Annotated in this window: 20 protein-coding genes and 2 pseudogenes; 9 read left to right on the top strand and 13 right to left on the bottom strand. The window is 66.6% G+C overall.

Features of this window, described 5'->3' with window-relative positions; translation table 11 throughout:
* The first annotated feature begins 3 nt into the window (after positions 1–3).
* The gene (locus QF036_RS00315; RefSeq protein ID WP_307098174.1) at positions 4–1,254 is read left to right on the top strand and encodes a low temperature requirement protein A; all 1,251 of its coding nucleotides are present in this window, start codon (positions 4–6) and stop codon (positions 1,252–1,254) included.
* Positions 1,255–1,263: 9 nt separating this feature from the next.
* Here the strand turns inward: QF036_RS00315 and gluQRS are convergent, their stop codons facing one another.
* The gene (gene gluQRS / locus QF036_RS00320; protein ID WP_307098176.1) at positions 1,264–2,145 is read right to left on the bottom strand and encodes a tRNA glutamyl-Q(34) synthetase GluQRS; all 882 of its coding nucleotides are present in this window, start codon (positions 2,143–2,145) and stop codon (positions 1,264–1,266) included.
* A 371-nt stretch (positions 2,146–2,516) separates the two neighbouring features.
* On the opposite strand from gluQRS, the gene QF036_RS00325 reads away from it, so the two are divergent.
* Together QF036_RS00325 and QF036_RS00330 are read left to right on the top strand one after the other, a co-directional pair.
* Positions 2,517–2,975 (top strand): Lrp/AsnC family transcriptional regulator, encoded by a 459-nt coding sequence (locus QF036_RS00325; protein WP_307105708.1) that lies wholly within the window; start codon positions 2,517–2,519, stop codon positions 2,973–2,975.
* Positions 2,976–3,160: 185 nt separating this feature from the next.
* Complete coding sequence (locus tag QF036_RS00330; protein ID WP_307098178.1) at positions 3,161–5,875, top strand: FG-GAP-like repeat-containing protein; 2,715 nt, start codon at positions 3,161–3,163, stop codon at positions 5,873–5,875.
* Positions 5,876–5,987: 112 nt separating this feature from the next.
* On the opposite strand, the gene QF036_RS00335 is transcribed toward QF036_RS00330, so the two are convergent.
* Positions 5,988–6,443: an Lrp/AsnC family transcriptional regulator gene (locus tag QF036_RS00335; RefSeq protein ID WP_307098179.1), complete on the bottom strand. Its 456-nt coding sequence runs from the start codon at positions 6,441–6,443 to the stop codon at positions 5,988–5,990.
* Between the two features lie 104 nt (positions 6,444–6,547).
* Between QF036_RS00335 and QF036_RS00340 the strand changes: the two genes are divergently transcribed.
* Positions 6,548–7,195: a LysE family translocator gene (locus tag QF036_RS00340; RefSeq protein WP_307098181.1), complete on the top strand. Its 648-nt coding sequence runs from the start codon at positions 6,548–6,550 to the stop codon at positions 7,193–7,195.
* Positions 7,196–7,228: 33 nt separating this feature from the next.
* Here QF036_RS00340 and QF036_RS00345 read toward each other — a convergent pair whose 3' ends face one another.
* The 6 genes from QF036_RS00345 to QF036_RS00370 all read right to left on the bottom strand — a co-directional run bounded on the left by QF036_RS00345 (position 7,229) and on the right by QF036_RS00370 (position 12,889).
* The gene (locus QF036_RS00345; protein WP_307098183.1) at positions 7,229–7,588 is read right to left on the bottom strand and encodes a nuclear transport factor 2 family protein; all 360 of its coding nucleotides are present in this window, start codon (positions 7,586–7,588) and stop codon (positions 7,229–7,231) included.
* A gap of 63 nt (positions 7,589–7,651) precedes the next feature.
* Positions 7,652–8,614 carry a tetratricopeptide repeat protein gene (locus tag QF036_RS00350; protein ID WP_307098185.1) on the bottom strand — a complete coding sequence of 321 codons (963 nt, stop codon included), beginning with the start codon at positions 8,612–8,614 and terminating at the stop codon, positions 7,652–7,654.
* 26 nt (positions 8,615–8,640) lie between these two features.
* Positions 8,641–9,144: a DUF456 domain-containing protein gene (locus QF036_RS00355; RefSeq protein WP_307098186.1), complete on the bottom strand. Its 504-nt coding sequence runs from the start codon at positions 9,142–9,144 to the stop codon at positions 8,641–8,643.
* A 156-nt stretch (positions 9,145–9,300) separates the two neighbouring features.
* Entirely contained in the window at positions 9,301–10,506 is a 1,206-nt protein-coding gene (locus QF036_RS00360) for an NAD(P)-dependent malic enzyme (protein WP_307098188.1), read from the bottom strand.
* 291 nt (positions 10,507–10,797) lie between these two features.
* Entirely contained in the window at positions 10,798–11,379 is a 582-nt protein-coding gene (locus QF036_RS00365) for a TetR/AcrR family transcriptional regulator (protein WP_307098190.1), read from the bottom strand.
* 208 nt (positions 11,380–11,587) lie between these two features.
* Positions 11,588–12,889 (bottom strand): MFS transporter, encoded by a 1,302-nt coding sequence (locus tag QF036_RS00370; RefSeq protein WP_307098192.1) that lies wholly within the window; start codon positions 12,887–12,889, stop codon positions 11,588–11,590.
* Positions 12,890–13,035: 146 nt separating this feature from the next.
* On the opposite strand from QF036_RS00370, the gene QF036_RS00375 reads away from it, so the two are divergent.
* The 4 genes and pseudogenes from QF036_RS00375 (at position 13,036) to QF036_RS00390 (ending at position 18,154) form a co-directional block, all read left to right on the top strand.
* Entirely contained in the window at positions 13,036–14,163 is a 1,128-nt protein-coding gene (locus QF036_RS00375) for a thermonuclease family protein (RefSeq protein WP_307098193.1), read from the top strand.
* Positions 14,164–14,201: 38 nt separating this feature from the next.
* Complete coding sequence (rraA, locus tag QF036_RS00380; protein ID WP_307098195.1) at positions 14,202–14,690, top strand: ribonuclease E activity regulator RraA; 489 nt, start codon at positions 14,202–14,204, stop codon at positions 14,688–14,690.
* Positions 14,691–14,795: 105 nt separating this feature from the next.
* The gene (locus QF036_RS00385) at positions 14,796–16,448 is read left to right on the top strand and encodes an MDR family MFS transporter (RefSeq protein WP_307098197.1); all 1,653 of its coding nucleotides are present in this window, start codon (positions 14,796–14,798) and stop codon (positions 16,446–16,448) included.
* Positions 16,449–16,716: 268 nt separating this feature from the next.
* Positions 16,717–18,154 (top strand): annotated as a pseudogene (locus tag QF036_RS00390) (sugar porter family MFS transporter).
* A gap of 115 nt (positions 18,155–18,269) precedes the next feature.
* Here the strand turns inward: QF036_RS00390 and QF036_RS00395 are convergent.
* From QF036_RS00395 to QF036_RS00405, 3 genes are all read right to left on the bottom strand, one after another.
* On the bottom strand, positions 18,270–19,496 hold the full coding sequence (locus tag QF036_RS00395; protein ID WP_307098199.1) for an MFS transporter: 1,227 nt from the start codon (positions 19,494–19,496) through the stop codon (positions 18,270–18,272).
* Between the two features lie 43 nt (positions 19,497–19,539).
* Positions 19,540–19,983, bottom strand: coding sequence for a MarR family winged helix-turn-helix transcriptional regulator (locus QF036_RS00400; protein WP_307098201.1), 444 nt, complete (start codon positions 19,981–19,983; stop codon positions 19,540–19,542).
* Positions 19,984–20,126: 143 nt separating this feature from the next.
* Complete coding sequence (locus QF036_RS00405) at positions 20,127–20,507, bottom strand: winged helix-turn-helix transcriptional regulator (protein ID WP_307098202.1); 381 nt, start codon at positions 20,505–20,507, stop codon at positions 20,127–20,129.
* A gap of 97 nt (positions 20,508–20,604) precedes the next feature.
* Here QF036_RS00405 and QF036_RS00410 point away from each other — a divergent pair, with 97 nt between their 5' ends.
* The gene (locus tag QF036_RS00410) at positions 20,605–21,477 is read left to right on the top strand and encodes an SDR family oxidoreductase (RefSeq protein WP_307098204.1); all 873 of its coding nucleotides are present in this window, start codon (positions 20,605–20,607) and stop codon (positions 21,475–21,477) included.
* A 500-nt stretch (positions 21,478–21,977) separates the two neighbouring features.
* On the opposite strand, the gene QF036_RS00415 is transcribed toward QF036_RS00410, so the two are convergent.
* Together QF036_RS00415 and QF036_RS00420 are read right to left on the bottom strand one after the other, a co-directional pair.
* The gene (locus QF036_RS00415) at positions 21,978–23,141 is read right to left on the bottom strand and encodes a mannitol-1-phosphate 5-dehydrogenase (protein ID WP_307098206.1); all 1,164 of its coding nucleotides are present in this window, start codon (positions 23,139–23,141) and stop codon (positions 21,978–21,980) included.
* Positions 23,141–25,163: pseudogene (locus QF036_RS00420) on the bottom strand (PTS mannitol transporter subunit IICBA). Before QF036_RS00420 ends, QF036_RS00415 begins: the two are co-directional and overlap by 1 nt.
* Positions 25,164–25,188: the final 25 nt, after the last annotated feature.

The raw sequence follows: 25,188 nt of genomic DNA on the forward strand, positions 1-25,188 counted from the left end.
CCCATGCCTTCTAATCCCCTCCGGCACGCCGTAGCCCGAATGGGCGGCCGGGATCCTCACCAGCCCCACCGGACAGCCACCCCGCTGGAGCTCTTCTTCGACCTCACGTTCGTGATCGCGTTCGGGGTGGCCGGCAGCCAGTTTGCCCATGAGATCGCGGAGGGACACTTCGGCGCCGGGCTGCTCGGCTTTTCCTTCGCGATGTTTGCTGTGATCTGGGCCTGGATCAACTTCACTTGGTTCGCCAGCGCCTACGATACCGACGACTGGGTATTCCGGGTGGTCACCATGGTCCAACTGGTGGGCGTCCTGATCCTGGCGATGGGGATCGAGCCCATGTTCCACTCCCTCGTGGAGGGGAAGCACGTGGACAACACCGTCATCGTGGGCGGCTACATCATCATGCGCCTGGCCCTGGTCTCCCAGTGGCTGCGGGCCGCCCGGCAGGACCCGGCCCGCAGGAAGACGTGCCTGCGCTACGCGGGATACCTGGCGGTTGTCCAGCTGGGGTGGATCGCGGTGCTGTTCATCCAGGCGGACGTGCCCACCACGTTCCTGATGATTGCACCGCTGTATGTCCTCGAACTGGCCACCCCGTATGCGGCCGAGCGGAATGCAACCACTCCCTGGCACGCCCACCACATCGCCGAACGCTACGGACTGCTGGCCATCATCGCCCTGGGCGAATGCCTGATCGGCGCCGTCGAGACACTCCGCGCCATCGTGGCCAACCATGGCTGGTCACTTGATGCCGCTCTGGTGGGCTTCGGCGGCACCGCGTTGGCCTTCGGCATGTGGTGGATCTACTTCATCCTGCCCGCCGGCCGGGCCCTGCACCTGCAGCGTCACCGTTCCTACTTCTTCGGCTACGGCCATATCCCCGTCTTCGCCGCGATCGCCGCCACCGGGGCGGGCCTGCACGTCGCCGCGTACTACATCGACCATGCAGCACACATTAGCGGCGCCGTGGCAGTGGCCAGCATCGCCGTTCCCGTGGCGCTGTTCAAGGTCTCGCTCACGGCGCTCTTCAGCGTCATGACGTGCGTCGACCGCACCCTCATCGCCGTCACCACCGGAGTGGTGTGCGTCCTCGCCGGAACCGTGGCCCTGGCGGCGGCGGGCGTTTCGGTTCCCGCCTGCCTGCTCATCATTGTTGCCGCACTCGGGGCCTCGATCGTTATTGATGAACGCCGGAGCACGGACCTGCTCCACGCGTCGCTGGAGAAGCTGGAACAGCGGGCCAAGAACGCGTGACGCCAGCCGCTATGCCCCGGGCCACACCCATGGCTCACGAGGCAGGCGGGCGGGCGAAAACCCTTGCAGGGCGGCCTGCAGGGATTCGCCCGGCAGGCCCAGTGACTGCAGAATCGTCCTCTGGACGGCTTCCGCGGGATGTCCGACGGCGGCCAGGTCACTGAGGGTGACCGCGCCGTCCCGCTTGGCCAGCCGGGCGCCGTCGGCATTCACCACCAGCGGCACGTGCGCATATTCCGGAACGGGCATATTCAAGAGCGAGGCGAGATATGCCTGCCGGGGCGTGGACGGCAGCAGGTCGTTCCCTCTAACCACCTGGTCTATGCCCTGCTGAGCATCATCCACGACGACGGCCAGGTTGTACGCCGTCACGCCGTCGTTCCGGCGCAGGACGAAGTCGTCCACGACTCCAGTGAACGTCCCGTGCAGCACGTCTTCGACAGTCCATTCGGCCACGGAGGAACGCAGCCGGATGGCCGCCGGGCGGGTGGACCGCCTGAACTCGAGCTCCGCCGCCGACAGTCCCCTGCACGTTCCGGGATAGGCGCCCTGGGGCGCGTGCGGCGCGGAGGGTGCCTCCTGGATCTCACGGCGGGTGCAGAAGCATTCGTACGTCAGCCCGGCCGCGGCTAGCCCTTCGATGGCCGCCGTATACAGCGGTTCGCGGTCCGTCTGCCGCACCACCGCACCGTCCCAGGTCACCCCGACGGCGGCCAGGTCCCGCAGCTGCGCCGCTTCAGCCCCGGCCCGTGCCCGGTCGAGGTCCTCGACCCGCAGCAGGAACCGCCGCCCGGTGGAACGGGCAAAGAGCCAGGCCAGGATTGCCGTCCGGAGGTTTCCCACATGCAGCTCACCGGACGGGCTGGGGGCGAAGCGGCCAGCGTGAGTCATGCCCTCCAGCCTATGCCGAACACCACAAGAGCCCCTCAGCTACCGCGCACTCCGGGCGTTGGCCGGGAATCGGTGGCTCAGGGGCTCTTGCCGTGCCTGCCCCGGACGGAGCTCCGTACGGGAATCGAGGCACTTCTTGCGGAAAGACGAATGCGTGAACAAGTGTCAATCAGCGGCTGCCTCCTTGCCGGAAGCGTGGTCCAGGGGGCCGGGTGGTGTGCCGTGATCCTGTAGCCTGCCGGCGGTGGGGGTAACCGTCGCCTGCGTTGCCACTATCTGAGCAGAAGACCTACAGTAGGCGCAATGGGCATGGCATGGACTGGTCAATCTGACCGGTCCTGTACCCGGGAACCGGAGAGGAAGTGATCAGATTGCAGCAGCTCGACGCCACGGACCGGCGCATCCTGGCCGCCCTGGATGAGGATCCCCGGCTGCCCATCATGGTCCTGGCCCAGCGGCTGGGCCTGGCGCGCGGCACTGTACAGTCCCGCCTGGAGCGGATGACGGCGTCGGGCGCCCTCCGGCCCAACAGCAGCCGCGTGCTGCCCGCGGCCCTGGGCCGGGGCGTTGCGGCGGCTGTCAGCGCCGAACTGGACCAGAGCCATCTCAACGAGGCCATCGCCGCGCTGCGCGAGATCCCCGAGGTGCTGGAGTGCCACGCCCCGGCCGGCGACACGGACCTGCTGATCCGGGTGGTGGCCACCAGCCCCGACGACCTGTACCGGGTTTCCGAGGAGATCCGGCTGTGCCCGGGCATCGTGCGGACGTCCACAAGCATGTTCCTGCGCGAGGTGATTCCGTACCGGACCACGGGGCTGCTAGAGCACTGATGCCGGTCTTGCGGAGCGCCACTCCGATATTGCGCAAATCATTGGGGAAAACTGCGGATATTCCGGCGGCTGTCCTGCGGTGGCGACTGTAACCTGATTCAGCATCTGCCGCAGCGCTGGGCACGCAGCAGGTGCAGTGTTCACTCAGGGTCTCCGCCGGGGGGTCGGTCTCAATAAGGAACTCAATGCGCTCTTTTTCCCGTTCAATCGCGTCGGCCACAGGCTTGCTGGTTTTCGCCGCTGGCCTCGTCTCGCTTCCCGCTACCGCAATGGCAGCCACGGATCCGGCCGGCAACGGCACGTCACTGCCGGTCGAGTCCGGTTCGGAACAGGTGCACCACGGATACGAATCCGCGCCGGGCGTTCCCGCGGACGGGCCGCCTGCGGGCCTGGCCCTCCAGACCGAGGCGGGCGGAACGGCCGCCGCTGCCCTCACAGTCAAGGTCGTCGTCGCCACGCTGATGGACAACAAGGCCACCGTTCCGATGGCCCAGGCCGAAGCGGCCGTGGCAGCCTCCAGCAACTACTGGAAGGCGATGTCCGGCGGCCGCATTTCCATGACCGTGACAGAACGCGCCACGCTGGCGTCCAAGACAGCCAGGTCGACGGACTCCTACTACGACATGATCAACAAGATCACCACCGAGCTGAAGTGGACCTATGGCACCAACAAGGCGCTGGTGGTCTTCGTTCCCAGCGCCACGCTCTCCGGCGGCGCCCTCGGTGCCGGCTACAGCAGCACCGGCAACAGCGGACGGGTTCTGATGCCGCAGATCAGCGGCTTCACCAACAGCGTGATCGCCCACGAGTTCGGGCACGTCCTGGGCTCCATGCACGCCGACGCCCTGCAGTGCAGCAGCGGCGTGTCCGACGTCGGCACCACGAGCACCGGCCAGTTCACCGACTCCTCCTGCTATATCCGCGAATACGGCGACAGCACCGACCTGATGGGGCTGTCCAGCTACAACATGCCGGTGATCAGCTCGCCCTTCTGGGACGCCAAGGGCCTGGGCGCGGCTACCGACATCCGCGACCTCGGCGTGGCATCCGGCGTGAAGAGCTACACGCTGAAACCCTGGGGCGACACGAAGCTGGCCTACCGCGCGGTGAAGTTCACCGATCCGGTCAGCAAGGAGGTCTACTACCTGGAGCTCCGGCAGCCTGCCGGCTACGACGCCTACCTGGCCAGCGGGCCCGCGGGCAACCGGGGCGTGAAAGTGGTCCAGCGGGGCGGCGCCACCCCCTGGTCCTCGCTGGCGCTGATGCCGTCCACCGTTCCGTTCAGCGGGTACTACGCGACCAACCACACCTGGCAGGCCGGCCGCACATTCATCACCCACGCCGGAATCCGGGTCACGATCAACACCGTGACCGCCACCTCGGCCACTGTCACCATCGACGCCGACCTCGCCCTGCGCACCAAGATCCAGTTCTCGGCCGGCGACTTCAACGGTGACGGACGCTCGGATATGGTCTCCCGCGAAGCCGACGGTTCGCTCCTGCTGTTCGCGGGCCTGGGCGGAAACAAGCTCGGAACGGCCGTGAAGATCGGGACGGGCTGGAATATGTTCAACATGGTCCTCGGCAACGGCGACTTCAACGGGGACGGGAAGACGGACCTCATTGCCCGGACGTCCAACGGAGCCCTGTGGCTGTACCCGGGCAGCGGAACCGGCGGGTTCCTGACACGCAAGCAGATCGGGTCCGGCTGGGAAGGCTTCAAGCGCATCATCGCACCCGGTGATTTCAACGGCGACAAGCGGGCCGACCTGCTGACCATGCGCGCCGACGGAACCCTGTGGCTGTACCCCGGCAACGGAACCGGCGGTTTCCTGGCGGCCAAACAGGTGGGCTCCGGCTGGCAGGGCTTCACCGCCGTCACGGCAGCGGGAGGGCTCGCCACGGGCCCCGGTCTGCTCGCCCGCTCCAGCACCGGGACCGTTTACCTGTACCCCGGCAGCGGTACCGGAGGCTTCCTGGCACGCCGCACGCTTGCCACCGGATGGGCCAGCACGGAGCTGATCGCCGGCCAGGACTTCACCTCCGACGGGCACACGGACATCCTCTCAGCCAGCACCAACGGGGCCATCACCGCATACGCGGGCAACGGCGTCGGCGGTTTCGCAACCAAGCTGAAGATCGGCACCGGCTGGGCTGGCTTCAGCCAAGTCTGGGAAGCCGGTGATTACGACGGCGACGGCAAGCCCGACATCCTGGCCCGGACGGCCCAGGGCGTCCTGCGGCTCTACTCCGGCAACGGCTCGGGCGGGTTCCGCACGTCCCGGCAGCTGGGCACCGGCTGGCAGGCCTTCGACCAGGTAGTGTCCGCCGGGAACTTCAACGGCGCCGGCGGCCCTGATCTCCTGGCCCGGAAGCCCGACGGCTCGCTCTGGCTCTACCCCACGAACGGAACGGGACTCTTCCAGGCAGCGAAGAAGATCGGCACCGGCTGGCATGCCTTCGCGCGGATCATCGCCCCCGGCGACTTCTCCGGCGACGGAAAGACGGACATCATTGCGCAGGAGCCGGACGGCAAGCTGTGGCTCTACCCCGGAAACGGAGCGGGCGCCTTCCTTGCCCGGAAGCAGATCGGCTCCGGCTGGGCGGGCTTCAGCCAGGTTGTTGCGGGCAACGACTTCAACGGCGACGGAAAGGCCGACCTGATGGCCCGCGCGTCGGACGGCACGCTCTGGCTCTATCCCGGCAGCGGCTCCTCCGGCTTCCTCGCCCGCACGCAGCTCGGCACCGGCTGGAACGCCTTCACCACCTTCGCCAGCGTGGGCCGCTTCGCGGGTACGGGCAACCCGAACGTCGTTTCCGTATCGGCCGATGGAGCACTCTGGCTCCACACCGGCACCGGGAAGGGCACCTTCCAGAACGTCGTGCTGAACCCCCGCTGAGCAGGGAGACAGTCCAGCGCGAGCGAACACTTGGGGCCCCTGATCCACCCGGATCAGGGGCCCCAAGTGTTCGTTCGCGCTTTTCCGAGGGCCTGCGCTGCCGGAAGGAAAGTCAGACGGGCGGGCCGGCGTTGGATTTCAGGTTCTTCATCACCAGCGTTGAGGTCAGCCGTTCAACCCCGGGCAGCACTGTCAGCTCGCTGTCGTAGAACCGCTGGTAGGAGGGCAGGTCCGCCGCGATCACCTTGAGCAGGTAGTCCGGGGAACCGAACAGCCGCTGCGCCTCCACGATGTTCGGGTTCTCCGCCACCCGGTTCTCGAAGATCTCCATGGTCGGGCGGTCCACCTGCCGGAGGGTGACGAACACAATCGCCTCAAAGCCCAGCCCGACGGCGGCCGGGTCAATGTCCGCTTTATAGCCGCGGATCACGCCGGACTGCTCGAGGTCGCGGAGCCGGCGGTGGCAGGGCGCCACGGTCAGCCCCACCTTGGCGGCGAGGGCCGTGGCAGTCATTCTGCCGTCCTCTTTGAGGTGGCGCAAAATACTTCTGTCGATATGGTCGATCACGCAAAAATCTTACTCCTGCGGCAGCGATCCGCGCGAAATTTGAGAGCACATCTGGGGCCATTTTGCCTAGGCTTTTCTTACAGCCAAACACGCAGGAGCCCGCCATGAATCCCCAGCTTTTCCTCGCCTTTATCGTGGTCGCGGCCGCCCTCGCCTGCACCCCGGGGGTGGACTGGGCCTACTCCATCACGGCTGGCCTCGGCCGCCGCAGCTTTGTCCCCGCCGTCGCGGGCCTGTGCAGCGGATACGTCCTGCACACCCTCCTCATGGTGGCCGGGCTCGCCGCCGTCTTGGCAAGCATGCCGGGCCTGCTGGGCTGGATCACGGTGGCCGGGGCTGTCTACCTGCTATGGCTGGGAACCGTCACCATCAGATCATGGCGGGGTGCGAGCTTCTCCGCAGCGGCCGCCGTCGGACATCCGGGGCAGAACCAGCTCCGGTCCTTCCTTCAGGGCATGGGGACCAGCGGCATCAACCCCAAGGGGCTGCTGTTCTTCCTGGCCCTGGTGCCGCAGTTCGTCAGCGCTGACGCCCCGCTGCCCGTGCCGGTGCAGTCCGGACTGCTGGGGCTGACCTTCGTGCTCCTCGCGGCCCTCGTCTACACGTGCGTGGCGCTGCTGTCGCGGAAACTGCTGCAGTCCCGGCCGAACGCAGCCCGCAGGGTCACGCTGACCAGCGGCATCATCATGGTGGTCCTTGGCGCCGCTCTGCTCTCGGAGCAGCTGTTTCCGGCCCTGGCCCGGTTCGTATAGGAGCTGGCTCGTCTAGGAGCCGGCCCGGCTGGCTCAGACTTGGCGCTCCATGAACCACTCGGTGAAGCTCGACGCGCGCCCGTCGGAATCGAGCCGGATCACCCACAGGTTCTCGTAGCTCGGGCGGTCATCAAGATACGTGGTGCGGCCCTGCACGAACGCGAGATCTCCGTCGGACCCCAGCAGGGACCATTCGAATCTCCAGTCCCCGGGCTGGTCCGCAGAGCCGATCCACCGCTCCACGATCTGTGCCCGCCCGCGCCACGGATCGGGATCGTAGGGCCGCGTGGCGTACACCGCCTCCTCCGTGAAGAGCGCCCCGATATCCTCGGGGTCGTTCGTGGTCCACGCCGCGATGTACTTGTCCATCCACTGCCTGATTGCGTCAGTCATGGGTCCGTTGTATCGCGGCCCTGTAGTGGCCACAAGAGCCCGCCGCCCACAAGGGCGGCCGCCTCAGTCACCGCCGAACTGCTTCCATTTCTGTTCCCACGCCCGGCGCGCCTCGATGTCCTTGCGGATGACCTCGAACGTTTCGAGCTCCCCCTGCTTGCCGCGCTGCCAGTCCCGCGGATTGAGGGACTTCCGGCCGTTGTCCAGGAGCATCAGGGCACGGTCCGTCAGGGCGTCGTTGCGCAGGGACATGCTGGTCTTCTGCCGCCGCAGGACTTCCTTGAGTGCCTGCTGGGCCTGGCTGTACGCGCCGAGGCGGCGGAGGGAGCGTGCCCGCACCAGAAGCAGCGCCGCCGAGAGGTCGTCGGCGTTCAGCAGGCCCTCCGTCCAGACCACCACCTCCTGGTCCCTGCCCAGGGCGGCAGCCAGTGCGCACCTCGCCAGTGCGGTGGGCAACGACGGCGGCAGCCTGACCAGGGTTTCCAAAGCCGCCTCGGTCTGGCCCGTTTCCCGGAGGGAATGGGAGAGCGCGAGGAAGACCGACTCCTCGCTGAACAGCACCGGCACCACGATGCGTTCGGCCACCTCGACCCGGGTGACCACCCGCGTCAGGTAACTGGCGGCGAACTGGTTGGCTTCGTCGTCGTTCCTGATGGAGAGCCCGCGCTGCAGCAACTCCGCGGCCCGTAGGTAACCGCCCTGCTTGTAGGCGAGGAGCCCGGCCATCACGCAGCAGAGCCCGGCCCAGCCGGGATAGGCGCGGCCGGCGGCGATGAGCCGGTTGGGGTCGGTGCTGGAGAAGATGGCGTCGTACACGGTCCTGGCAGCCTTGCCGGGCAACAGCTTGAGCCGCGGAACGCTGCCGTCCACGCTGATCCGGGAGTCCCCTCCCCCGAGCACGCCGTGGATCAGCCCGCCCATGCCCTCGGCTATTTCGCGCACCGGGGTGCGGACCCTGCCGCCGCCGAAGGGGGTAAGGTCGCGCGTGTCGCGGTAGATCGGTCCTGGAAACTGCCCCGCGCTCATTCCTCCATGCTAATGGCGGGCCGGAACTAAGCCGAAGCGGCGCCTACCCAGACGCCCACAACCCAGGTGCTGGCCGCCAGGCAGGCCAGGCCGAACTCCACGAGCATTCCCAGCCCCGTGGCCTTCAGGGCCGCCCAGCTGGAGGTCAGCGCCGCCCGGAAGCTTCGCGTGCGCTGGACTTCGCTGAGCAGCAGCCCCGCGGCGAAGCCCACGAACAGGCCCACCACGGGAATGACGAACATGCCGGCAATGCCCAGTACAACCCCGACGGCGACGCTCCGGTTGGGAATACGGTGTTCCTTCAGTTTGCGGCCGGCGAGGAAGGCGCTGGCCGCCATGCCCGCCAGCACAAACACCATGCCCACGGCGAAAACCACCCAGCCGGTCGCACCCTCACCGCCCCAGACTGCCCACGCCAGCAGGCTCAGGCCGATCAGGAAGCTGCCCGGCAGGACGGGGATGACGGTGCCGGCAACGCCAACCAGGATGGCCAGGCCGCAGAGGACGGTCACGAGGGTTTGGGCGTTCATGTCCCCAGTCTAGGGTCCGGGCGGGGTGAGGGTCCGCGGAACGCGGACTTTGCCGGGAACGACGACGGCGGCGCCTCCCCAGCACGGGAGGCACCGCCGTCGGGCCTTCAGTCAGCCCAATCAGGCCAGCGCTCAAGCCGGACTTAGTTGTCCGGCTTAGTTGGCTTCGACTTCGACTGCCGCGGCAACGGCGGCCGTGACGGCCGGGGCAACGCGCGGGTCCAGCGGGCTGGGCACAATGTAGGACGCGGACAGCTTGTCATCGGCCAGTTCGGCAATGGCGCGGGCCGCGGCAACCTTCATGGCGGGGGTGATGCGGCGCGCGCCGGCGTCCAGGGCGCCGCGGAAGATGCCGGGGAACGCCAGGACGTTGTTGATCTGGTTGGGGAAGTCGCTGCGGCCGGTGGCCACAACCGCGGCGTACTTGGACGCGACCTCGGGCAGCACTTCGGGGTCCGGGTTGGACAGTGCGAACACGATGGAGCTGTGGTTCATCAGCTTCAGGTGCTCTTCGTCCAGCTTGGACGAGGAAACGCCGACGAAGACGTCCGCGCCCAGCAGGGCTTCCCCGGGGCCGCCTGAGATGCCGCGCGGGTTGCTGCGCTGCGCCATCTGGGCCTTCTTGCTGGCGGGGTCGGCGGCGATGTCGGCCCGCTCGGAGTTGATCACGCCGCGCGAATCCAGCAGCACCACGTCATCGATGCCCGCGGTGAGGAGAATTTCCGCGATCGCGATGCCTGCGGCGCCGGCACCGGAGATCACCACGCGGAGTTCCTCGAGCCCGCGGCCGGTGACCTTGGCGGCGCCGGTCAGCGCGGCGAGGACCACGACGGCGGTGCCGTGCTGGTCATCGTGCATGACGGGGCAGTCGAGGGCTTCGATGAGCTTTTCTTCCAGCTCGAAGCAGCGCGGAGCGGCGATGTCCTCGAGGTTGACGGCACCGAAACTGGGGCGCAGCCGGACGAGGGTCTCCACGATCTCATCGACGTCGGTGGTGTTGAGGACCAGCGGGATGGAGTCCAGCTCGCCGAAGGCCTTGAAGAGGGCGGACTTGCCCTCCATAACGGGCAGCGAGGCGCTGGGACCGATGTTTCCCAGGCCGAGGACGGCAGTGCCGTCGCTGACGACGGCCACGAGGCGCTGGGCCCAGGTGTGGCTCTTGGCGAGTTCCGGGTCAGCGTGGATGGCCCGGCTGACCTGGGCAACGCCCGGCGTGTAGGCGATGGAGAGGTCGCGCTTGTTGCTGAGGGGAACGGTGCTGGCGATGGAAAGCTTGCCGCCCTCGTGGGCAGCAAAAATTTCCTGGTCAGTCAGCTCTGCGGCTGCGCTGGTGTCATTCGGAGCGATAGTTTCAATGGACACGTCGTTGTCTCCTGTTGCTAGCCGTGGGCGCACGGCACAGTATGGCTCAAGCATTCGAGGCTCAAGATGGTCAGAAACGCGCTTCCGCTGACGGCCCAAGGGTGGCGGGTTCCGTCAGAAAGCCCGTGGAGCTGCTGGGTGCTGGCCACTCCGCTACTGCCATGTTAGACAGGACAAAAGCCCAGCCGGTGCCAGATCGGGCCGGTTTGACGGAATAAAGCAGATTTTGAGTCAAGTTGTGGCCCGTATCACCGTTTTTCGAGCCTTTTATGACCTGCCGGTCTAGACCAGTTACGCGGTATTCCGCGCCAGCCGCGGTGCCGGCATCAGCAACGTGCACGCCTTCTTCAGATCTTCCTCCGCCTCAAACAGGGAAAGCCGGCGGCAGCGCACCGACTGGACTAGACCGGTGACCGTTGGCAAAAGGACGCGGGCGACGGCCGCGTCGCCGCACGCGGCGGTGACGGCCCGTTCGGCCAAGGAGTCGATCTCCCGCAGCAGGCCGGTGGTGTCCCGGTCCTTGAGGTACACGCCTTGGCTGAGGCACTGCTCCACGGCAGGCTGCATGACGCGCATGTGGAAGATTTCCATGGCCACGCCGGAGAGTGCATGGATGCGGACGGTGCCCGGCCCGGTCCCCGTCTTGAGCTCGCCGAGCTGGTGCCGGTAGAGGGCCAGCATCAGATGGGTGGCGGAGGGAAAGTAGCGGTACAGGGTGCCGAGGGGAACGTTTGCCTGGGCGGCAACCTCGGAAAGGGTGACGGACTGGAGGCCCTTGCGCGCGAACGCGGCAGCCACCTCGAGGATGCGGTTATAGCGGCGCTGCTGCCGGGGAAGGGAGGGCGGGGCGGCCATGGGCGGAAGATCAGGCATAGAGTCAAGCATCATCAGTCCGGAGGTTGAGATTCCTGGTGCAGTTAGGGAGAGCCCCATTCCCGGTCCTGCCGCGATTCGCACTCCACTATACGGCACAGGTCTCCGGGTTCCCTGGGAGCCGGAGGGGTTCCCCGGAAGCCGGACGTGCCCCCGGGGTTATTGCAAGGGCCGTCCCAGTGCCCGGCTGATTTGGACCGACCAGGTCCTAGGCAACGCCCTTGATCTTCACCACGAACACGGCACCCAGCAGGCCGATGACGGCGGCGGCGACATAGAGGGAGACGTAGCCGCCCCAGAGGGTGACGAATGGCCACGCCAGCGCGGGGGCGATGACCTGGGGCAGGGAATTGGCGATGTTGATGACGCCCAGGTCCTTGCCCCTGTCGGCAGCGCTGGGAAGCACCTGGGTGATGAGGGCGAAGTCCACGGCGAGGTAGGCGCCGAATCCGATCCCCAGAACGCTGGCACCCACGATGCCGCCCACCCAGGTGGGGGCGAAGGCGAGGATCAGCGATGCCAGGGCGATGATCACCGATGATGCGATCACCAGCGGCTTGCGCTTGCCCATCCTGTCACTGAGTCTGCCGCCCACCACGCTGGTGATGATGACGAACACCGCGTAGAGGCCGGTCAGCACCAGCACGCCAAAGGCGGGTTCGAGGCCCGTGGTCTCCTTTAGGTGCACGGCATCCGCCAGGAAGAACAGCAGGTACAGGGTGACCATGTGGTTGCCGATGTTGACCAGCAGCCGGGTGATCCAGGCCCAGGCGAAGTCCGGGTGCCGCAGGGGCCTGATGAACCCGAGCAGGAAGCCGGCCCAGTTCAGCGCCTGGGCAGGCCTTGCCGGAAGCGGAGCGTCGTCGCTTTTGACCAGGTACATCACCACGCCCGCCACGAGGGCAGCCGCGCAGATGATGTAGCCCAGCACGAAGTTTCCGCTGACGACGGCGGCAATCACCGCGCCGACGAGAATCCCGGCCGTCTGCCCCATCGCCGCCAGGCCACCTACGGTGGCGCGCTGCGGGACGGGCACGCGGTCGGGAACGGCAGCGGTGATCGCGGCGTAGGCACCGTTGCAGCCAGCCTGCACGAGGCACCAGAGGACCGTCATCACTGCGACGTTCGGTGCTCCCGCCAGGCCCACCAGCGCGGCCGCGCCGAGGACGGCGCCGGCCAGCACCCACGGGACGCGCCGGCCGAACCGGGACGCCGTGCGGTCGCTGAAGGCGCCAAAGAGCGGATTGGCGACCAGGGACACCGCTGCGCCGGCACCGGTGACGAGGGCGAGGATGGCTTCCTTCTGCCCGGGGTCGAAATGTTCCGCCTGCTGTCCGAGGAGCACCTGGATAGGGCCGAAAAATGCCGCGTTGATGCCGAGGTTGACCAGCACGACGCCCGTGACCCACAGGGACCTGGCCCGCTCCGTCGGTTCAGCGAGCGCGGCGGATGACCGGGTGCCCACCAGGCCGGGGTCTGGTACCGCACCGGGTATGTCTGACAGGCTCATGGTGGTCTCCCCCTGGAACATCGTGATGATGGAATCAGACTATCCGCAGGACGTGTAAAAGTTCGTTCGTTGCGGCGATAGAATGCCCTTCCTGCCTACCTCTTGCCACTGGGGTATTGCACGCAGGGACACCTATCATTCGTTCCATGGGGGAATGCACTTTGTCGCCAAAAAACCTCGGCCATCGCGCCCTGCTCAAATCCGCCTCTGTAGCACTCGCCGCCGCCATAGCGCTCACGGCTTGTACCACCAACAACACACAACTGACATCAAGCTCCAGCCAGAACGCTGCAACCAACGAGGCCACCGTAAGCCGCGTTATTGATGGTGACACCTTTGTAGCAACGACCAGTGAAGGCGAGAAGACCATTCGCCTGCTCAACGTCGATACTCCGGAAACCAAGGACCCGAATGCTCCCGTAGAGTGCCTCGGACCCGAAGCTACCACCGCTCTGGAGCAGCTCCTTCCAGCCGGGTCAGTAGTCCGTCTGGAACTCGACGAAGAGCCAACCGACAAGTATGGACGCACACTCGCCGGCGTTTTCAATTTGTCAGGAACTTTGATCAACGCGGAGGTCGCCCGTCTGGGCATGGGTGTTCCGATGCTAATTGAACCGAACCGAAAGTTTTATCCCGCGGTTCAGGAAGCATTCGAAGAGGCCCGGACTCGGGCTGTTGGACTCAACTCTACGGAGCCTCCGTGTCTGCCTGCCCAACAGGTTGAGAAAGCGGTCGCCGCAGTGGAGGCGATCACTGCAGTTCCGCTCTCAGAATCGACGTCAGCACTCGATAAATCAAATGCGGGGCTTGTAACCGCCCTTGCGACGATCGCAGCGCTGAAGGCGGCCTCAGAAGCGCAGGGCAAGGTCCATTGGGCTGCCTACCAGCCAGCCAAGCTGGCTCAGCTCGTTTCACGGCTGACCACTTCAGCCTCAGCGGCGACGGCCCGGCAAGCAGCAATCAAGGGTAAGAAGAAAAGCCTCGCCGATGCAGCAGCGAATGCGGCCCGGGCGAAGGCTGAAGCCGCAGCAAAGGCGGCAGCTGCGAAAGTGGCGGCTGAAGCGGCCGCAGCTGCCAAGGCCAAGGCTGCGGCCGCGGCCGCCGCCGCCGCAGAGGCCGAGCGGATCAGGAACCTTCCTTCTGTCTATGTTCCGCCGGCTCCGCCTGTCTACGTGCCGCCGGCAGCTCCGGCACCAGTCACCGACCCTTACCCTGGCTATACTGGCCCGCGCTGCTACGCGCCCGGCGGTAAGACGTGGAGGCCTTGCGGATAATTAAACTGGCATGGCCACCACCACCCCGAGGAGAACCAATGACCGCTTCGCCTGCCAACGCCGCCGTCAACACCGCAGACCTCTACGATGAGCGCGGCGACGAACTGGACTCCATCTCCCTGCAGTTCCAGTCCCTGGGCGGCCACACGCATTTCAGCGGCCCTGTCCGGACCGTGCGCTGCCTGGAGGACAACGCCCTCGTCAAGGCTGTCCTCGCCACCCCCGGCAACGGAGCCGTGCTCGTCGTCGACGGTGCCGGCTCCCTGCGGACCGCCCTGATGGGGGACATGATTGCGGCGAGCGCCGTGGCAAACGGCTGGGCCGGCGTCGTTATCAACGGTGCCATCCGCGACCGCGGGGCCATCGCGGAACTGCCGCTCGGTGTCAAGGCGCTCGGCAGCAATCCGCGCAAGAGCGCCAAGGCCGGGGCGGGAGAAACAGACGTGGACCTGCTGATCGACGGCGTGACCATCCGCACCGGTGCCACGATCTGGTGCGACCCGGACGGCATCCTCATCGAACGCTGAGCCGCAGAAGAATTTCGGCTGCTCCGGGGAACAAAGCAGGAAGTAACATAGTTACTGAAAGCAACTATCAAATGCGATCCCCCTTTCTCTGACCCTGGAGCAGCCATGTCCAAAACCACCGCCGGACCCGCGCCCGGAGAGGCCCTGACGCAGCGGCAGACCATCACCGTCATGGTGGGGCTGATGCTCGGCATGTTCCTGTCCTCGCTGGACCAGACCATCGTGTCGACGTCCATCTACACCATCGCCAATGACCTGGACGGGCTCTCGCTCCAGGCGTGGGCGACCACCGCGTACCTCATCACGTCCACGGTCACCACGCCGCTGTACGGAAAGCTCAGCGACATCTTCGGCCGCCGCCCGCTCTACCTCGCAGCGATCATCATCTTCCTCGCCGGCTCGCTGTATGCCGGGTCCGTGCACTCGATGACCGAACTGGCAATCGCCCGCGGCATCCAGGGCATGGGCGCTGGCGGCCTGCTGGCTCTGGCGCTGACCATCATCGGCGACATCGTCCCGCTCAAGGACCGGGCCAAGTTCCAGGGCTACTTCATGTCCGTGTTCGGCATCTCCTCGGTCCTCGGCCCGGTGGTGGGCGGCGCCTTTGCCGGTTCGGAGAGCATCCTCGGCTTCGACGGGTGGCGCTGGGTCTTCTTCATCAACCTGCCCATCGGCCTGGCCGCGCTGGCCGTGGTGTTCCTCTACCTCCACCTGCCCGCCAAGCACGTCAAGCAGCGGATCGACTACTGGGGCGCCGCAGCCATCACCCTGGCGATCGTGCCGCTGCTGCTCGTCGCCGAACAGGGCCGCAGCTGGGGCTGGACCTCGGCCAGCTCCGTCATCTGCTACGGCCTGGGCATCGTCGGCATCGTTGCGTTCCTGCTGGCCGAACGGCGTGCCGGGGACTACGCGCTGATCCCGCTGCGCCTCTTCCGGAATGTCACGTTCGGGCTGTCCTCGCTGCTGAACTTCATCATCGGCATCGGCATGTTCGGTGCCATCGCCATGCTTCCCATGTACCTGCAGCTGGTCAAGGGCCTGACTCCCACCGAAGCCGGCCTGATGATGATCACCTTCACGATCGGCATCCTGACCGGCTCCATCACCGCCGGACGGACCATCTCATCGTCGGGCACCTTCCGGATTTTCCCGATCCTCGGCACCGCCATCCTGACCACGGCCGCCATCATCATGGGTCTGTCGCTGGGCGCTGACACCGAGCTCTGGGTCCCCGGGCTGATTGCGGTCTTCTTCGGCCTGGGCCTGGGCTTCTGCATGCAGCCGCTCACCCTCGCGATGCAGGTCTCGGTGCCCGCGAAGGACATGGGCGTGGGCACCTCCACCGCCGCCTTCTTCCGTTCCATGGGCGGCGCGGTGGGCACAGCGGTGTTCATTTCCATGCTGTTCAGCATGGCCGCGGACAAGATCGCCAACGGCATGAAGGACGCCATGCAGAACGCCGACTACGTGAAGGTCCTCCAGGACCCCGCCGTCGCCGCCGACCCCGCCAACGCCAAGCTCTACGACTTCTTCAAGAACGGCGCCAGCAACGACTCCCTCAATGACACCAGCTGGCTGCACACCGCGAACCCGGTGCTTACCCGGCCCATCACGGAGGGCTTTGCCCAGTCGATCGACGCGGTCATGCTCACCGCTGCCGTCCTCACCGGCATCGCCTTCCTCATCAGCTTCGCGCTGCCGAAGACGAAACTGACGGACCCCAAGGCAGCGATGAAAGAGCCCGCGGCCGCCCACTAGGCACCGCTTAGGGTACGTCTGCAGCTGCGTTACGGCGGGCACCTTCCGGGGTGCCTGCCGTTTCGTTTTCCGCGGAAATCCGCCGTAAACGGCACCAAACGGACGACGACGGCGGGACCGGCCGCCGTCGTCGTCCTCCGTCGCGGAGTGGATCAGCGGGCGGTGACGTGGCACACTGTTAGGCGCGTGTGCGCCGGCCGACAGGGCCGGTTTCCGCAGCCGACGACGTTTGCACCGCATCCACCCACCCCCGAGCCAAGGGAGAACCATGTCCACCGACAAGCAGACAACCGCCAAGATCCCCAGGCGGGTGATCTGGCTGGCGCTTGCCGGCGCCGTGGGCGGCTTCCTGTTCGGCTTCGACTCCTCCGTGGTCAACGGCGCCGTGGATGCCATGAAGGACGAATTCGCGCTCAGTGAGGCCGTCACCGGTTTCGCCGTGGCAGTAGCATTGCTGGGCTGCGCGGCCGGCGCGTACTTGGCCGGCAAGGTGGCGGACCGTTACGGCCGCATCCCCGCGATGAAGCTTGGGGCACTGCTGTTCCTCATCAGCGCCATCGGCACCGGCTTCTGCTTCAGTGTCTGGGACCTCATTTTCTGGCGCCTGGTGGGCGGACTCGGCATCGGCCTGGCCTCGGTCATCGCCCCGGCCTACATCTCCGAAATCTCGCCCCGGCACGTCCGCGGCCGGCTCGCATCGCTGCAGCAGCTGGCCATCACCACGGGCATCTTCGCCGCCCTGCTGTCGGACGCACTGTTCGCGACCTCCGCCGGCGGCGCGCACCAGGCATTCTGGCTGGGCATCGAGGCCTGGCGCTGGATGTTCCTGGCCGCCGCTGTTCCGGCCGTGCTCTACGGCGTCATCGCGTTTACCCTGCCCGAGTCCCCGCGCTTCCTGGTGGTCCAGGGCAAGGAGGACCTGGCACGGAAGGTCTTCGACTCCATCGCCCCGGATGAGGACACCGACCGCCACTTGCGCGAAATCCGGGAGGCCATCGAGGAGGACCAGCTGGCCGGCAGGAAGGGCTCCCTCCGCGGCAAGGCCTTCGGACTGCAGGCTGTGGTCTGGATCGGCATCACCCTGTCCGTCCTGCAGCAGTTCGTGGGCATCAACGTGATCTTCTACTACTCCACCACGCTCTGGAAGGCCGTGGGTTTCCAGGAGAAGGATTCGCTGACCATCTCGGTGGCCACGTCCATCACCAACATCCTGGTCACGCTCGTGGCCATCGCCCTCGTGGACAGGATCGGCCGCCGCCCCATCCTGCTGGCCGGCTCCATCGGCATGGCCGTTTCCCTCGGCGCCATGGCCCTGGCCTTCGCCTCGGCCACGGGCACCGGCTCCGCCATCACGCTGCCCGGCACCTGGGGCCCCGTAGCCCTGGTGGCAGCGAACGTGTTCGTGATCAGCTTCGGCGCCTCCTGGGGACCGCTGGTGTGGGTGCTGCTGGGCGAGATCTTCCCGGCCCGCGATCCGTGCCCGCGCCCTGGGTCTGGCCGCCGCCGCCCAGTGGATCGCCAACTTTGCCATCACGCTGAGCTTCCCCGTAATGGCCGCAGGCTCGCTGCCGCTGACGTACGCCATGTACGCACTCTTCGCGGCGGCCTCGTTCTTCTTCGTCATGTACAAGGTGCCGGAGACGAACGGCATGTCGCTGGAACAGGCTGAGACCCTGTTTGTTCCGAAGGGGTCCGTCAAGGTCTGACCGGCTCTTGGCTCCTCCGGCATGAAACGGAAGACGCCCACGTTCCCTACGACTGTGTCCGGGAGTGTGGGCGTCTTTTGTTTTGTGCGTGCCGTCGCGCTGACGGGCTCGCGGCTCAGACCACGTGCGGTTCGTGGGCCGCGAGGTAACGGCGCCCGCCGGCCACCACGGCCATGGCCACAATCATTGCCACGGCACCGGCGAAGAACGGCACCTGCGGCCCGAAGTGTTCACCCAGCTGGGCTGCGGCAAACGGCGCCAGGGCGCCGCCCATCCAGCGGACGAAGTTGTACCCCGCCGAGGCCACCGGGCGCGGCGAGTCCGAGACTCCCATGGCCAGTTCGGTGTAGATGGTGTTGTTGATGCCCAGCAGCGCGCCGGAGACCACCACCAGCGCAACGACGGCGGGCACGGAATGGCCCGCGGCCAGGCCAAGGCCCGCCAGGTCCAGCATCAGCAGCCCAAGCGTGCCGAGGAGCACCTTCGTGGCGCCGAAGCGGTTCTGGAGCGCCGGGGCCACGAAGACCGAAAAGACGGCGACGGCGACGCCCCAGCCGAAGAACACCCCGCCGATGCCGTACGCGTCCATGCCCAGGATGAACGGGGTGAAGGCGAGCACGGTGAAGAAGCCGTAGTTGTAGAACAGGCCGCTGGCCGCCGTCGTCCGCAGTCCCTTGTTGCCCAGGGCCCGCAGCGGATCGGCCAGGCTTACCTTGCGGGCGGGCAACGGGGTCTTCGGAAGCAGCGCGGTCAGCGCAATGAAGGCCGCCGCCATCAGAGCGGCCGTGCCGAAGAACGGGGCCCGCCACTGCCAGCCCCCGAGGAGGGCGCCGAGGAGCGGCCCGAGCGAGATGCCCAGGCCCAGTGCCGCCTCATAGAGGATGATCGCCGTCCCGGCACCGCCGCTGGCCACGCCCACAATGACCGCGAGCGCGGTGGCCACGAAGAGTGCGTTGCCAAGCCCCCACCCTGCGCGGAATCCAACCAGTTCGCCGACGCTGCCGGACAGGCCGGAGAGCGAGGAGAACAGCACGATCACGGCCAGCCCGGCCAGGAGGGTGCGCTTTCCGCCGATGCGCGAGGAGATGAAGCCGGTGACGAGCATGGCCACCGCGGTGATCAGGAAATAGCTGGTGAAGAGCAGTGAGACCTGGCTGGGGCTGGCGTCCAGGTTCTTGGCGATGGCCGGCAGGATGGGATCCACCAGGCCTATGCCCATGAACGCGAACACGGCCGCGAGCGCGGTGGCCCAGACCGCCTTGGGCTGCTTGAGGAATGAGGCCTTCTCAGCCTCGAGGGTGGTTTGTGGTGCCGGCAGGGTGTCTGCGAACTGGCCGTCCATGGAGGGAACTCCTAAGTGTCGCTGTGTCAGTTTGAATCGCTTGTCAGTTTTGGATGGTGCCGTTGATTTTTTCGATGACCGGGAGGGCGGCGGCGAGGGCACGCCTGTCGTCATCGGTGAGGGATTCGAGAATGCCGGCCATCACGGCGTTCCGGCGCCGGTTGGCGGATTCGACGGCGTCGCGGCCTTCCGGGGTCAGCACAACCCGGACCGCGCGGGAGTCGTCCGGATCCGCCTCTCGGCGGGCCAGTCCTGCCCGCTCAAGTTTGATGATCTGCTCGGTGGCACTGGGCACCCTGACGCCGAGGTTCCTGGCCACCTCCCCCACCCGAACGCCGTCGTCGAGCAGCATCTTGAGCGTGCTCAGCTGGGCGGCGCTCAGTTCACCGTCCGCATCGAGGCGGCGGACCAGGTACACGCTGTGCCGCAGCGCCTCGCGGAAGTCCTGCGCAAGGGCCTGCAGTGCAGGGGCATTCTTGGATGTCATACTTAGGCATCCTAATAGTTAGGTAGCCTAATATCAAAGGTTTACCGAAGTCCCGCTTTAGCAGGAACTTGTAGTCGTCGGGTCCGGAGCCTTTGAACACGCCGCGGCCGGCATCGCCTGAGACTGCAGCCTGGGGCTGCCGCCTAGGACTGCGGGCGGCTCACGATCGCCTCGGCGTGCTCGGCCACCCAGGCGACCAGGGGCAGCAGCAGGGCGCTCAGTTCCTCCCCGCGGCTGGTCAGGCTGTAGTCCACGCGCGGCGGAATGACCGGCTGTGCGTCGCGGCTGACAAACCCGTCGGCTTCGAGGGTCTTCAGTGTCTGGGCGAGCATCTTCTCGCTGATGCCTTCGGCCCGGCGGCGGAGTTCGCTCCATCGCTGGGGCCCCTCGGACAGCGCAACAAGGAGCAGCACGCCCCACTTGCTGGTGACGTGGTCCAGCACGGTCCGGCTGGGGCATCCCGCGGGGAAAATCCCGTCGGCGAACGGGAAAGCGGGGACCTTGGCTGGGGTACTTACCTTCATGACAGTACCTTACCTGAAAGTGCGTACTCTCTTTTGGGAAGTAATCGGGAAAGTGCCGGGTTGGCACCATTGACAGTCGCCTCAGAAAGGACAATCAATGACCATCGTCATCACCGGAGCCACCGGCCAGCTCGGCCGCCTGGTCGTCGAAGCACTGCTCGACAGCGGCCTGCCCGCGGAGCAGATTGTGGCCGCAGGCCGGACCGTGGACAGGATCGCTGACCTCGGCCAGCGCGGCGTCCAGGTCCGCACCATCGACTACAGCCAGCCCGAGTCGCTGCAGCAGGCGTTCGCCGGGGCGGACAAGGTCCTGCTGGTTTCCGGCAGCGAGGTGGGCCAGCGCGTCGAGCAGCACAGGAATGCGATCAACGCAGCCAAGGAATCCGGCGTCGGCCTGATCGCTTACACCAGCGTCGCCAACGCGGACACCACCGCCATGCAGCTGGCCGCCGAGCACATTGCCACTGAAGAGATCCTCCGGGACTCCGGCGTCCCGTTCGTCCTGCTCCGCAACGGCTGGTACCTGGAGAACTACACAGGCCAGCTCCCGGTTCAGGTCCAGCACGGCGCCGTTCTCGGCAGCGCCGGCGAGGGCCGCGTAAGTGCCGCCGCCCGGGCCGATTACGCGGCGGCGGCAGCAGCCGTGCTACTCCGGGATGACCAGGGCGGCAAGGTCTACGAGCTGGGCGGCGACGACGCCTTCACCCTCAGTGAGCTGGCCGGGGAAGTCAGCGCGGCGTCCGGGAAGCCGGTGACTTATACGGATCTGCCGGCGGAGAAGTACGCCCAGGTCCTGGTAGAAGCCGGGCTGCCGGAACCTTACGCGGCAATCCTGGCGGACAGCGACCTCGGCATCGCGCGCGGCGACCTCCTGGTCACCAGTGGAGACCTCAGCGCCCTGCTCGGCCGCCCCACCACGCCGCTGCGCGAGGCGGTCCAGGCTGCCGCCGTGAGCCTCAAGGCAAGCTAGCCAAACCAAACCCTCCCGCCCACCAACCCTTCCTCACGTCCTGCAGGTTTCCGGACAACCCTTCCTCACATCCTGCAGGTCACCGGGCAACCCTTCCTCACATCCTGCAGGTCACCGGGAAACCCTTCCTCACATCCTGCAGGTCACCGGGCAACCCTTCCTCACATCCTGCAGGTCACCGGGCCCGCTTCCCCACATGGCGAAGGCGGGCCCGGGTCTGGCATGACCCGGCTTCAATTGCGGGAGCGTTGCGGCGAAGGCCGCAGGACCTGAGGACGCGTCGGGAAAAAAGCGACAGGATCTGAGGACGCGTCGGGAAGAAGGCGACAGGACCTGAGGACGCGTCTGTGGGGGCCCGTTAAACGCACGACGCCGGAACTCGGTTGAGTTCCGGCGTCGTGCATTGCACTGTGTTCGGCTTCGCTGAATTCAGTTCGGTCATGCAGCATGCCGCGGTTCCCTCCCGCAGCAGGGGCAGCAGGGCAGCGGCTGCGGGCTGGCTAGGCCGGGGCGGCGACGTCCTCTGCTTTGCGCTCCTCGACGAGGCCGCAGACCGCGGCGAAGAGCGGGTGGTCCTGCGCCAGCCCGGTAATGCGCTCCGTGGCGGCAGCGGGGTCGGAGTCCGCCAGGATCTGGCCCAGCTCCACGGCCTCGGCGTCGGCGGGGTCGTTGAACCGCAGGGCGGCCGCGATCGCCCCGAGCAGCGCCTCGGGGACAATCCCACGTTCGGCCAGTTCCGCCGCCGGGCCGATGAAGCGCTCATGCCGGCCGAGCTTGCGCAGCGGCGCGCGCCCCACCCGGTGCACGGTGTCCGGCAGGTGCGGGTTGGTGAAGCGCGCCAGGATCTTCTGGACGTAGGCTTCCTGCTCGTCGTAGCTGAAGCCATGCTTGGACACGAGCAGCTGCTTGGTCTCGTCGAGCACGGCCCGCACGTCGGCGGCAACATCCTCGTCTGCCATGGCATCGGAGATCTTCTCCAGCCCGGCTTCGAAGCCGAAGTACGCCGCGGACGCGTGCCCCGTATTCACCGTGAACAGCTTGCGCTCGATGTAGGGGCCGAGCTCGTCCACGAAGGTGGCGCCCGGAATCACCGGGGCGGCACCGCCGAACGGCGTGCGGTCGATAACCCACTCATAGAACGTCTCCACCGTCACGTCCAGGCCCTGGCCCGGGTCCTGGTTGGGCACGATGCGGTCCACTGCCGTGTTCGCGAACACGGCAGAGTCCGCCAGCGACCCGGCGGCCTCGTCCCAGGACGAGACGATCGATTCGCGCAAGATGTCCGTGGCGTTGATGGCGTTCTCGCAGGCCATCACCTGCAGCGGCGGCAGCCCCGGGGCCCGGGCGGCAATTCCCTTGGCAATCGCGGGGGCCACGAACTTCAGGATGTGCGGACCCACCGCGGTGGTGACGATGTCCGCCGTCGCGATTTCCTCGATCAGCTGCGCCTCCTGGGTGCCGGAGTTCACCGCCCGGAAGTTGTCCACCGTGCGCACGGCGGGGTTCTCCCCCACCTCGTGCACGCTGTAGCTGTCCGCCGCGGCGAGCTGGGAAATCAGGGAGTCCGCGACGTCGGCGAACACCACCTCATACCCGGCCTCGTGCAGCAGCAAACCGACGAACCCCCGGCCGATGTTCCCGGCCCCAAAATGTACAGCCTTCACTATGCGTTGACCTTTCCGAACAGTTCCAGGACTTCGTCCACGGATGTAGCCGCCTCAAGCTGCGCCACCTGCGCCTTGTTCGTGAAGACCTTGGCGATCGAGGACAGGATGTGCAGGTGCTCGTTGTTGATGCCGGCCACACCCACCACGAACTTGACCTGCTTGCCGTTCCAGTCGATGCCTTCCGGGTAGCGGACCACGGAGACGGCCGACTTCTTGATGTGGTCCTTCGCGGCGTTGGTGCCGTGCGGGATGGCCAGGAAGCTGCCCATGTACGTGGACACGGACTCCTCGCGTTCATGCATGGCGAGGATGTAGTCGTTGTCGACTGCCCCGCGTGCCAGCAGCAGATGACCCACCTCGTCGATCGCCGCGTCCCGGGTGGAGGCGGAGCCGTTCAGGACCACGCTCTCCGGCACCAAGATGTCCGACGGCGCTGCGGCGGCTGCGGGGGCAGCAGCGGCTTCGGGGGTGGTGGCGTCAGCCGGGGCTGCCGCGGTAGCAGCCCCAGCGGCGGGCGCCGCCGTTCCTTCGGTATTGCTGCGCTGGACCATTTCCACGATCTCGTCGTAGCGCGGACTGTTCATGAAGTTGTCCACGGAGACGTGCACGGCGCTGGAGGTGGCCGGCTTGGCGCGTTCGGTGAGGTCCTGGTGCGTGACCACAACGTCGTAGGTGTCGTGAAGGTTGGCGATGGACGCGTTGGTGACATTGACCTCCGGGAACCCGGCTGCCTTGATCTTGTTGCGCAGCACGGAGGCGCCCATGGCACTGGAGCCCATGCCGGCGTCGCACGCGAACACGATGTTGCTGATGGGGCCGGTCAGAACGCCCACGCCACCGCCGGCGCCCGCCCCGGTGAGGGTGGAGGCGACGGAGCTCTTCTTGCCCTTCATCTCCTCCATGCGGCTGGTAGCAGCGCCGAGGTCGCCCTCGTCGTCGCGGTTCTTGGACGTCCGCAAGATCACCGAGGCGACAAGGAAGGAAACCGCCGTTGCGAGCAGAACCGAGAGCGCGACGCCGAAGTAGCTGTCACGGGAGGTCTGGGCGAACACCGCGAAGATTGATCCCGGAGCTGCCGGGGCAACCAGGCCGGAGTTGGTGATGGCGAGAGTGGCGATGCCGGTCATGCCGCCGGCGATCGTTGCGAGGATCAGGAGCGGACGCATGAGGACGTACGGGAAGTAGATCTCATGGATGCCGCCGAGGAACTGGATGATGGCCGCGCCAGGAGCCGAGGCCTTGGCAGCGCCCCGCCCGAAGAACATGTAGGCGAGCAGGAGCCCGAATCCGGGCCCGGGGTTGGCCTCGAGCAGGAACAGGATGGACTTGCCCTGTTCCAGCGACTGCTGGACGCCCAGCGGGGTCAGCACGCCGTGGTTAATGGCGTTGTTCAGGAAGAGGACCTTGGCCGGCTCGATGAAAATGGAGGTCAGCGGAAGCAGGCCGTTGCTCACCAGGAACTGGACGAAGTTGCCGGCGGCTGTGCTGAACGCAGTCACCAACGGCGAAATGCCGTAGAAGCCGAGCATGGCCAGCAGAGCGCCCCAGATACCGGCGGAGAAGTTGTTCACCAGCATCTCGAAGCCGGGGCGGATCTTGCCATGCCAGATCGCGTCAAGCTTCTTCATGGTCCAGCCGCCGAGCGGGCCCATGATCATCGCACCGATGAACATCGGGATACCGGCACCTACGATCACGCCCATGGTGCCGATGGCACCAACAACGCCGCCGCGGACGTCATAAACCATCCGGCCGCCGGTGTAGGCAATCAGCAGGGGGCAACAGGTAGGTGATCATGGGACCCACGAGGCCCGTGTTCGGGGCACCTGCGGCGTTGGTGCCAAAGCCGCCAAGCTGCGGTACGGGAATCCAGCCCTTCTCGATGAAGAGCGCGGTGATGATGCCCCAGGCGATGAACGCACCGATGTTGGGCATGATCATGCCGGACAGGAATGTCCCGAACTTCTGGACGTGCACCCGCGCACTGGTTTTGGGTTTTGCAACTGTCTCTGTTGCCATGTGATTTCCTAACGTGGTCCCTGCT

The sequence above is a fragment of the Arthrobacter globiformis genome (genome assembly GCF_030817195.1).
GTDB classification, from domain to species: domain Bacteria; phylum Actinomycetota; class Actinomycetes; order Actinomycetales; family Micrococcaceae; genus Arthrobacter; species Arthrobacter globiformis_D.